The following is a 9,957-nucleotide window of genomic DNA, read 5'->3' on the forward strand; positions in this document are numbered from 1 at the left end:
GTTGCAACTCCCCACGGGTCAGATAAAAGTGCAACTTATGATAAAATTGGCAATATCGAAAAATTTGAGACAATTATGTTGCAACTCCCCACGGGTCAGATAAAAGTGCAACCCCTAAGTGAGGAAGACCTCAAACAACTCATTACCTCAGTTGCAACTCCCCACGGGTCAGATAAAAGTGCAACTTTTGAGAACCACTATTATCGTGAAATTCAAACTCCAATGTTGCAACTCCCCACGGGTCAGATAAAAGTGCAACCAAACTCCACACGAAGCCTCGAGCAGTTCACAGTAGGAGGCAGTGTTGCAACTCCCCACGGGTCAGATAAAAGTGCAACATTAAAATATTAGATTGCAAGGTTCTTATTTTTGTTGCAACTCCCCACGGGTCAGATAAAAGTGCAACACTACTTTTCAAACCTTTGAAAGACAAGGATTAGAATAGGCTCTTTTTTGACTTTTGACATGATAAATATCATAAACACGCATCCAGCCCTTGAGTATCAAGGCTTATACACGAAGTTGTTGATACATCTTGCTCCGAGGCACACAAGAAAACTGAAAATCTCAAAAACTTCCAAAAGCCTTGTAAAACAACCAAAAGCTAAGGGTAGGCAAAATCTCAAAAACTCCGCCTTATGCATAAAATTTTGAGACGAGTATCATTTGCAACAAGTTAAAAGCCAAAAAAAACCCGTGGAGTTTTTACAAGAACCTCGCCCTATTCAACTGCCAAGATATCACGGGAGCAAGAGCCCCCGAAAATCCACTGCTCATATTATAACACATCCACAAAGCCAAAACCCTCTCCTGTCCTAACGCCCCAACCCTTCAGATATAAAAGCTTTAGGCTCTCTGGGTTTCCCTTCAGCTCAAACCTGCCTACAAAGCCTGTGAGATACATAACCCTTTTACCGCTTGCCCTTCTAAAACCTCTTAGGGTATGCTTTATCACCACCTTTTTCCAAAAGAGATACCTCAAACTCACATCTTCGTAGCTATATCCAAGCAAGTCAAAGACCTTTCTATGGAGAAGGTTAAATTCTCTCTCAAAGTTCCCATCCCACGGCAGTATAGGCTTGTCTTCCTTGTCTTCTATTATTGCAGGAGAAAGCACTTTAAAGACAGCCCTTTGGTCTATTTTCTTTACCCTTAGGCTCTTTATGGAATTTACGCTTATCTTTAGGTTTTTGTCTATTGGAAAGTCTCTTAGGCTAATTAACTTTCCTGCGGTCTCTTCTCCAAGTTTTTTGTCCAAAAAGCTCATGTATAGTCTTGCGTAGGGTTCTTTTAGCAAAAACCTATTTGTGTCAAGCTCTCCCTGAAAACTAAGAAAAAAGCTAAAGGGTCTTGGACTTCTCTCTGTAAAATACTCCTCACCCAAGAGGCTCTTTAGGGCGGACATGACCCTATTTCTAAACAAAAGTGGCAGGTATTTATCGCTTAGTTTAAGGTCTACCCTAAGCCTCAAACCATCCATAACCCTTAGCCTTCTTTCCACCCACTCCGAGGTTTTCCAAGCCAATCCTCAGCAGGTTATAGGCATGCTCCAAAAGCTCAGGCTCTTCTTCTCCAAGAGGCTCATAGTCCAAGCAGAATACAAAGGTTGTCCCCTTCTTTAAGGTTAAAAACTTTATTGGCACTGGGTTTTCCCAGTCTCCCGGTGGGTTTTTACCCTTTTCTGTGTAGTAGCCTGCATAATGAGGGTTCATAATATCAAGCTCAAGGTCCTGAGGGTTAAATTTTTTTGGAAAAGCATCAAGGAATATAACCTCACCCCTTTTCTCCTGCGTTCCAAAAATCTTCCTAAAAACCCTATGAGGCTCTCTAATCTTGTAGTCGCTAAGAATTATGCTTATTTCTGTCCCGTCAAGGGTTTCTGTAAGGCTATTTTTTGAAAACTCCTCCTCCTTTGAACTTAGATACTTATCAAGATAGTTAAGAGGCTCTTGTGTGGAAGCGAGTTTTTCCTTTATCTCTTCGTATATGGAAAGCAAAAGCACATGCCTTGCCAAGCCCTTTAGAGTTTCTCCCGGTATGTAAGGAATGCCATAGGTATGGTGAAAAAGAAAGCCGTTTTCCAAAAGGGACGGATAGCCCATACCTATAGCCAACCTGTAAGCGGTCTTTAGCTCAAAGGACTTTTTGCAGGGAAGTTTGGGAATGTTCACACGGTAATCTGTAAGCTCTTTCAATGTGGCATCCAGCTCCCTTGCAAACCTTTCAGCCTTTAGACCCTTTTCTAATTCATCCTCTGTAAATTTAGAAACCAAGACCTTGTAAAAGACAAGACCAATATGAGGCGATTTTGCCTTTGAGAGAAGCTCGCTAAGTTGCCTCTTAAAGCCAGCAGGTAGTTCTGAGAAACTATTCAGCCTGTTCTTCATACTTTAGCTCTCCTTCCGCTACTCTTTTTAGCCACTGTGCAAAATACAAGACCTTTCTTGTGTATAGTCTATATTCCTTAAGGTCAAGCCCTGAGAAAAACTTCACAAGACTATCCACTTGCTTACCTTCTATCTCCTTCAGATATCTCTTAATATGCTCTTCTATCCTCTTCCAAGCTTCGTCGTTTTGCTTTGACCTTATAAAGGCACAGGTAGTTAAAAGTCCGTTATGGACTATCATAGAGGGTAGCTTTCTTGCGTGTGAGGAATACTTTCCCTCAAAGCCTTTACCTTTGACCTCCGCCACGCACTCGTAGGCTAAGCCTGCCACCTTTTGAAGCATGCTCCTCATGTTTTCACCTCCCTTATCTTTACCCTACCCTTACCCGTAGTCATATCGCCACCAAGCCACATCTCTCCCGGCAAGGAATATTCAATGTCCTCATCAAGGAAAAGGTTTACAAAAAGCACGCTCTCCGCAGGCAAATACTCGCTCGTCCAAAGTGCACCGCTTGCCACCGTCCCCTTGTCTGGGTCTATCCTCACATGGGTTTGCACCTCTGTATAGTTTTGCACAAGCTCAGAAAAGACCGTATCGCTCACACACACCACCCTATGCTTATAGCCTATTCCAAGAAGGTCCACAAACTTTTTGAAGTCTTCTCCAGCCTCCCTTGCGTTAAAGACAAACTCCTCAAGCACCACCTTTTCGTTTATGGTTATCTCCATAGAGTAGCAGAGGGCTTCTGTATCCTCAACCTTTTGTGGAGGGATATCCATACCCACAGTGCGCGCAAACCTGCTTATAACATAGGGACAAGTAACCAACAGGAATATGTGGCTTAAGCTCCTCACAGGAAAGAGTAAGATGCTTGCATCACCAAAAGACACCTTTCCTGCACTTCCCTCTTCTAACTCTCCAGCAGTGCCAAAGACAGACCTTAGATATTCCAAGTCATCCTTTATCTTTTTTGTCTCATCCTCTTTTAGCTTTTTGCCTTTGCTAACCTCTTCGTCCAAGTCAGAGAGTTTCACTCCCGAGTTGGCAAGATGTCTTTTCCAGACTTCTCTGAGTGCATACTCCCTTGCAGAACCTTTTATGGCACTGCCGGGAACAAAGGGAAAGCCTGTGTGAACTTCTCTCATTATAGGCAGGTCTACGTGAGACAGCCCCTGACCCGCTCCCACATGGAGAGGAGTTAAAACCTCAATCAGGTAAGTTTTTCTTTTCATCCTTCCACCTCCATTGAATTCTTAATCAAGTTCTTTATAGGCTGTTCCATGTTTTTGAAATTTAGCAGAGTAATTGTATGCTCTTTCAATAAGGGCTCTAATTCCTCAGATAGTTCATCTGCATGGATTACGAAACACCTACTGATATCTATACCTAAGTTTTTTGCGTGACTTTCTATTTGCTCAAACGCTTTGTGTATGATTTGTTTGTTTATGGAAGACTTGTTTTCTAAAAGAAGAACTATATTTCCAGCACTATCAAAGACTATTACATCAACTTCATAATCACTACCATAGAATTGATATTTGAGAGACTTTACTATAACCATATCGGCACCAATCAACTTGTAAAGTTTACTCAAAGTATAAATTTCAAGCCAGTCACCCTTCATAAATTTTATAAACTCCTCACTTCTTATCTTTACGCTATTATTGGATGGTTTCTCATAAAATATATATAGCTCAAATTTTAATTGATTAAGTAAGCTTTCAAGGGTTCTATTTAGTTCTTGTTCCTCTGCAGAGAATTCAATTATCACAGGATTACCACTACTACTCTTTAATTTCTGTATTATTGGCTTTACCCTTTCATAGTTATTAGCGATAAAATTGGTCATTTGATATATTCTGCTGTTTAACATATTTGAAAATTCTGGAATGGAGAATTCTAACAACTTTACCCCTCTTTCTTGCTCTAATCTGATAAATGCATTCTGTAATAAGGATATGGACCTCTGGGTTTGAATACTCAGTTCTACTCTTCTAAGTTTTACCATAAACCCAGAAATGGAGTTCACGCTATAAGTAAACAAGGCATGATTATTATCTCTTACACGAGGAAAACCCATTTTCAACTTTTCGTTTATGCTCTCCAGTAGACTAATTATTTTGTCTACCTTTTTACTCATCCTTCCACCTCCAAAAGTATTCCACTATTCCATCCTCTTTGCAAAAAGTTTTCCAAATCCCAAAGCGTTTTCTTATCCTTACCCATCCTCTTTTTATAGTTAACCGTAGGAACGGACTCTATCTGACATATGGAACAACCCATCCCACCCTCATCCAAAGCAGACAACAAAAGCACACTCCCCGGCTTTATCATCTCCAAAAAGGGCTTTCCAAAGCCAGAAACATACTCTATGCCAGCACTGAAAAACCATAGCACTTTAAACCTCAAGTTTCCTATTTTCAAATTCTCTTTAAGACCACCTTCTATAAAGAGATGGCTAAGGACGTAGAACTTGTAAAGCTTTCCCTTTTGTATGGATACGGGCTTTTCAAAAACCTTAAGGTCTTCACTATGCATGTAAGATACCCTTCTCTCCCCGCCAAGGAAGACCCTATTATCCCTTATGTCCTCTCTTAAACCTTCCGCCAAAACCCCAATACGAGAACCCTCTGAAAACCTCAAAAAGTCTTGAGAGTATAAAAACCTATCCCTTGCAGTTCTTGTGTCCTTATCTATGCTTATACCAACCCTTTGCTCCTTTTGGATAAAGTCCCTAAGGCTACAGATAGAAAAGTCCCCTTGACCCTTCGCATATTTTGTAAAAAAGTCTTTAAGACTTATAAAGTATTCCCTTGCCTGCTCGTATGCACCTTCAACACCCGTAATGAGAGGAATACCTCTTTCATTTAGCTTAAGTATCTTTATATTAGGCTTGTCTTCCTTTTTTCTTTCCTTTACCACGTCCGCAGGCAAAGGGATATACACCATACCGTCCTTATACAGAAAAACTCCATAAACCCTTTCAAATATGTGGAAAAACCTCATTATAGGTGGTGGAAAAGCACTTTTTTGCACATGGGTTTCTCCCCCAGCAAAATGCCTAAGCCCGCCAAAACTCAAAACATCGTAAGGTTCAAACACATACAGCTTCATTCCCTTCCTCCAACTTGGAGAAAAAGCGTGCTATGTAAAAGAGATGCTCTAAAGAGTTAAGGTCTTTCAAAAACCCAGCCTTTTCTAAATCTTCTATCAAAGATAGAATATCCTCTTTTTCTAACTTACTCTTTCTGGCAAAAAGTCTTTTTAGTAAGGACACCACTATAGGCTTATAGGAGTCCGCATCCTCTTTGAAAAGCCACAACTCCTCTCTGAGGGCATAAGGCATGTTTTGAGAGATTGTAGACTTTTTGAAATACTCAGTTATCTTCTTAAAAAGTTGCAGGTCATTCCATTTAAGAACAACCCTCACAGGTTGAGAGTTTCTCACGACTACACTTATGCATATCCTATCCCTTCCCTCTCGCTTGGCGAGTTTTTCCGCCTCCCTTAGCTCCTCAAGCAAGAACCTAAGGTTTTCGCTTTCGTGTCCCACCACCAAGCCTGCACTTGTGGTAGCTTCCTCTAACTTAAGAGTTTTTGAAAAGTTCCCCCTTATATCTTCCGCAAAGTCCAAAAGACTTGTAGGATAGCCCACCGCCAACACGTCATCTCCACCTGCATACACAAGCTCCACACAAGGTTTTTTCTCTTGTGCCTTTTGATAGACACTATTGGCATATTCAGAAAGACCTTCTGAAAATCTCCTATGGAAGTCTTCACTTAGCTTTTCCTTTCTAAGCTCCCTCTTTAGCCCCAGCCATTTACCCATATTGTCCCCGTCCATCATAAGGAGTCCAAAGTAGGAGTTGTCTGGCTTTTTATAGCCTGTTATCTCCTTGTCATAAAAGACCCCCTCAAGAAAATCAAGCAGTTCTTCGTAATGCTTTCTATCTTCCTGCTCCGCCTCTTCCATCATAGTTCTCACATCCTTTGGGTCAAGCCAATCCGCACTTATATACTCTATTGGCATACTTTCCTTACCCAGCACAAGCCCCACCAAGTATTCCAGCCTGCTTATAACATCCCTATTTCTGTCATTCCTCTTATCCTCTATTAGCCTATTTTTGAAAGGAGCCCATGCAAAGTCCTTTGTGGATGAAAAGCCCTTTTTGTTTAACCTCCCAACCTCCCTAAAGTATTCCATAGCAAACCTCTTTGTAAGACACACGCCACAGAGTTTTTCCCCACTTGACAAGAGCAGTTTCTTTTTCCTTCTTAAGCTCTCCCAATCTATAGCCAAGGCAGGACGCTCTCCACACAGGGTGCAACCATCCGGAAACTTCTCGTCGTAAGTCTCTTCATCCACCCTACCCCTATATGCCCTAAAGCTCTTTTTAGCACCCAGAAATCTCTCCACGAGGTCGTAAGTGTATCCATAGTCCTCCGCATCTTCCACTTGACATAACTCCATAGTCTCAAGCCATTGCTTTTTATCTATAAAGTCCTGACACTCACAGAAACTCTCAAAGTATCCATCCACATGTTTTTCAAATTGAAGACGCTCCTTGGCAGATAAACCAAGAGATAGTATGACATGGTTGTATATATCTTCCCAGGTTTTCTCAAAAACTTCCCTTAGCCTCTCACAAAGGTCTTGTGTGCTTTTTACCACTATTCTGTTGGGATACCCCGCAAGCTCTGTGCTTTTAAGCCCGGGTGCATAAACAGGATACACCACATCTCCCAACCCCTCATTTCTTATGTATTCTATAAGCCTTTCTGTAAAATACGAAAGTAAAAAGCTGGAGTTAAAAAGGTCAAGGAGTTTTCTTGATTGAGATATAAAGCTCTGCACGGGAGAGAAGGTGAAGATGCATAGTTTCATACTTTTACCTCCACAAAGCCTACACTCTTTAATCTTGAGACCGCATCTTCAAAATCCCTACGGAACTTTTCTTCAGAATAGGGAAGGTTTTCCCTGCCGGGTCTTCTCGTTCCTAATATGTCCCAGTATTTACCCTTGGTTTGAAGTAGAAAGTTAGCACCTTCTGGAAGAAATCTGCACATAAAAGCAAGCACATAAAAACCATCTTCCTTTACAAGAAAGATAAAGGGAGAGCCTCTTCTTCTATCACCCCTTTCTTCGTTCTCTTGCCTTCTTTGAGTAGACCAGTTTAATTGAGCTTGAGGTCTTATTGGTTTATTGTTTTGCTGTCTTTTTTCAAGGCTTCTACTTTGATACATTATTGGCAAACCAAACACATAGTTTTTCAATTCAATAGATTTAGGTATAGGATTTGACCTTATGTATTGAGCTATACCCGTTTTGTATTCATAGGTTCTGTCATTTTTTAGCCTTACATTCCTATATAGGTTTCCAAGAAATCTTATGGCATCTTCCCAGTCATCAAAAGCCCTTTGATACCTAAGCACCCTTAGGTTATTCAAGTTAGGAAGCTCATTAAATCCAGAGCCTTTTTTAGGTATATCTTTGAAAATCTTGTCTTTACTTAGTATTTCAGACCAATAGTCTCTACTTAGGAGTCTTAGGCTTGGAGGCTCTTCTTTGCTTTTCATATTTCCAAAGCCTTTTCTCGCCCGGTATCCTATACCACTAAAGTTAATTGCAAGGTTTACAAGACTTCTTACAAGTTGCTCAGAAACTTCCCTATAAATTACCTCCAGATAAAACTTAGAGCCAGAAGGGATACAAGTTCTCCCTTTTGCCCCCATACCAAGCATATATATTGGCTCTCTTCTATCCTTTAGTATATCAACGGTAGATACATTACCTTTTGTTCTTACCATTATCTTAGCAGTTTTTTCTTGAGAGCCAAAAAGCTCTGCCTCGTATTTAAATATTTCTTCACTATTATTGAGATAGGTTGCCAATATTACCCTCCACCACCATCTCAAAAGCCCCACAAAGCTGGCAGGTCTAAGCTCCGCATGCTGTTGTGCATTACCTATAAAAGCAGGAGTAATAAATTCCAGCTCAAAGGTTAACTTTCTCATCCTTCTCCCTCACAAACCCTTTCGTATACATGGTCATCGTAAAGAAATCTCTCCACTACACTTCTCATCTCTTCCCTATACTTTAATAAAATCTCCCCGTTATCGCCCTTTCTGACAAACACAATGTTGTTTTCCAAACCAGAATGTGCGTAAAAGTTCCTTTTAGCCCTATCATCTCTTAATAATTTTTCTGCATCAGTTTCTTTGAAGTTGTTATTAATTAATCTTCCGTAAATTTCCCAATTCTCTCCAGCACGGACATTCCCGAGCCTCCCCATATCCATCTCAAGCATATCCGCATTTACAGACAGTCCATAAGAGAGGTAAACTTTGCAAAACTTTTTCATATCCTTTATAGTGAACTCACTCTTACCCTCTGGCTTTATACCAAGTGTTTGAAGGCTTTTGGATATATGGTAGTATAGTGCCAAAGAGTGAAAGATGGCAAACTTTTCTCCAATAGCCTCAGGTATTGTATATTCATACCTTTTCACATCCTCCTTAAACTCTCCCGGGTCATACTCCTCTATGTATTTCTTCAAGAGTTTCTCCAATTCTTCTCTTATTCTCTCTGGAGTATCGTATCCAAAGGTTATAACTACGCCCGGTGCATTGTATTTTATGGCTCTGTAGGTTCTATAGTAGTTCTTTAGTATCCTCTCTATGCTTATATCTAAGCAATGTTTCCTTGCAAAGCTTTCATCTGGTTTCTGTTTTATAGGTGTGTCAAACCAAACCTTTACCTCTATGTTTACATCATCGTATATCTTTGGTGTTTCCACGCCGTGAAGTATAGGGTCTGAATATAAGAGCTTAGCCTCAATAGAACCAGTTGGAAAGTGCATAAGTCTATCAAAGACCACAAGGTTTCTAAAGGCTTCTCTGAGAGCATCCATATAAACATTTAGCCCCTGAGAGATATCGCAGTAATATATACCTTTGCCCTCTGAGAGATATACCCTTAGAAGATTAAGGAATATCCAAAACTTAATGTATTCATAAGTCCCGCCAAAGTGGTAGCGGTTTATATTTCCCAAACTTGGCATAGGAATAAGCTCAACCTCTTCAATATCCTGCTGTATCTGTTTATACTCTTCATCCCAATTTTTTGTATATAGAGAGTGTGGCACAAAGGCATAGAGCTTTACGCTATTTTTGTAGAAGTCTTCCAAGACTTTACCCGGTATTATCTGTATAGTTTCATCTCCCTTGTATCCTCTATACTCAAATTCCACTACCTTTTTGCCACGAATACCACCATGAACCCAGAAAATAAAACGATTTTTGGAGCTTGAGGAATGGATAGAATCCTCCATCCTTACCTCCATCCCCATAGGTAATATTATAACAAATTTACTCCGCAAGTGGGTTATGATTATCCGAGACCCCTATGGAGAGGGATGGTCGTAGAGCTTATATTCAGATTTAATGAGCAGGGACATGAAATTCTTAATATTTTCCCAAAAGGGGTCTATATGAGGGTTCTTTTCTCTTTCCGCATCTTCAAAGTAGGTTAAGGACTTTAGGAAAATTCCGAGGTTATAATTTTCATAC

General features: G+C 40.4%; 9 protein-coding genes and 1 CRISPR repeat array. All 9 genes read right to left on the minus strand.

Annotated elements, in window-relative coordinates; all coding sequences use genetic code 11:
- Positions 1-406: a CRISPR direct-repeat array (repeat unit 35 nt; unit sequence GTTGCAACTCCCCACGGGTCAGATAAAAGTGCAAC).
- Positions 407-778: 372 nt separating this feature from the next.
- From cas6 to WKI49_01800, 9 genes are read right to left on the minus strand one after another with little or no spacing between them, the layout of a single operon-like run.
- On the minus strand, positions 779-1,525 hold the full coding sequence (gene cas6 / locus WKI49_01760) for a CRISPR-associated endoribonuclease Cas6 (protein ID MEJ7621228.1): 747 nt from the start codon (positions 1,523-1,525) through the stop codon (positions 779-781).
- Entirely contained in the window at positions 1,461-2,387 is a 927-nt protein-coding gene (cmr6, locus tag WKI49_01765; GenBank protein ID MEJ7621229.1) for a type III-B CRISPR module RAMP protein Cmr6, read from the minus strand. The genes cas6 and cmr6 overlap by 65 nt, the downstream gene beginning before the upstream one ends.
- Complete coding sequence (cmr5, locus tag WKI49_01770) at positions 2,368-2,739, minus strand: type III-B CRISPR module-associated protein Cmr5 (protein ID MEJ7621230.1); 372 nt, start codon at positions 2,737-2,739, stop codon at positions 2,368-2,370. The genes cmr6 and cmr5 overlap by 20 nt, the downstream gene beginning before the upstream one ends.
- Entirely contained in the window at positions 2,736-3,620 is an 885-nt protein-coding gene (gene cmr4 / locus WKI49_01775; protein MEJ7621231.1) for a type III-B CRISPR module RAMP protein Cmr4, read from the minus strand. The genes cmr5 and cmr4 overlap by 4 nt, the downstream gene beginning before the upstream one ends.
- Positions 3,617-4,528, minus strand: a complete 912-nt coding sequence (locus tag WKI49_01780; protein ID MEJ7621232.1) for a hypothetical protein — start codon at positions 4,526-4,528, stop codon at positions 3,617-3,619. Before WKI49_01780 ends, cmr4 begins: the two co-directional genes overlap by 4 nt.
- Positions 4,525-5,502 (minus strand): type III-B CRISPR module-associated protein Cmr3, encoded by a 978-nt coding sequence (gene cmr3, locus WKI49_01785; protein ID MEJ7621233.1) that lies wholly within the window; start codon positions 5,500-5,502, stop codon positions 4,525-4,527. The genes WKI49_01780 and cmr3 overlap by 4 nt, the downstream gene beginning before the upstream one ends.
- Positions 5,483-7,273 carry a type III-B CRISPR-associated protein Cas10/Cmr2 gene (gene cas10 / locus WKI49_01790; protein MEJ7621234.1) on the minus strand — a complete coding sequence of 597 codons (1,791 nt, stop codon included), beginning with the start codon at positions 7,271-7,273 and terminating at the stop codon, positions 5,483-5,485. Before cas10 ends, cmr3 begins: the two co-directional genes overlap by 20 nt.
- Positions 7,270-8,403, minus strand: a complete 1,134-nt coding sequence (cmr1, locus tag WKI49_01795) for a type III-B CRISPR module RAMP protein Cmr1 (protein ID MEJ7621235.1) — start codon at positions 8,401-8,403, stop codon at positions 7,270-7,272. The genes cas10 and cmr1 overlap by 4 nt, the downstream gene beginning before the upstream one ends.
- Positions 8,400-9,737: a hypothetical protein gene (locus tag WKI49_01800; protein MEJ7621236.1), complete on the minus strand. Its 1,338-nt coding sequence runs from the start codon at positions 9,735-9,737 to the stop codon at positions 8,400-8,402. The genes cmr1 and WKI49_01800 overlap by 4 nt, the downstream gene beginning before the upstream one ends.
- Positions 9,738-9,957: the final 220 nt, after the last annotated feature.

This window comes from Aquificaceae bacterium (assembly GCA_037722135.1).
In the GTDB taxonomy this organism is placed as follows: domain Bacteria; phylum Aquificota; class Aquificia; order Aquificales; family Aquificaceae; genus Pampinifervens; species Pampinifervens sericum.

What these genes read in the sequence shown, in the direction of transcription:
- cmr3 (MEJ7621233.1), bottom strand. Translation starts at nt 5,502, where the DNA reads ATGAAGCTGTATGTGTTTGAACCTTACGATGTTTTGAGTTTTGGCGGG.
- cmr5 (MEJ7621230.1), bottom strand. Translation starts at nt 2,739, where the DNA reads ATGAGGAGCATGCTTCAAAAGGTGGCAGGCTTAGCCTACGAGTGCGTG.
- WKI49_01780 (MEJ7621232.1), bottom strand. Translation starts at nt 4,528, where the DNA reads ATGAGTAAAAAGGTAGACAAAATAATTAGTCTACTGGAGAGCATAAAC.
- WKI49_01800 (MEJ7621236.1), bottom strand. Translation starts at nt 9,737, where the DNA reads ATGGGGATGGAGGTAAGGATGGAGGATTCTATCCATTCCTCAAGCTCC.
- cmr1 (MEJ7621235.1), bottom strand. Translation starts at nt 8,403, where the DNA reads ATGAGAAAGTTAACCTTTGAGCTGGAATTTATTACTCCTGCTTTTATA.
- cmr4 (MEJ7621231.1), bottom strand. Translation starts at nt 3,620, where the DNA reads ATGAAAAGAAAAACTTACCTGATTGAGGTTTTAACTCCTCTCCATGTG.
- cas10 (MEJ7621234.1), bottom strand. Translation starts at nt 7,273, where the DNA reads ATGAAACTATGCATCTTCACCTTCTCTCCCGTGCAGAGCTTTATATCT.
- cmr6 (MEJ7621229.1), bottom strand. Translation starts at nt 2,387, where the DNA reads ATGAAGAACAGGCTGAATAGTTTCTCAGAACTACCTGCTGGCTTTAAG.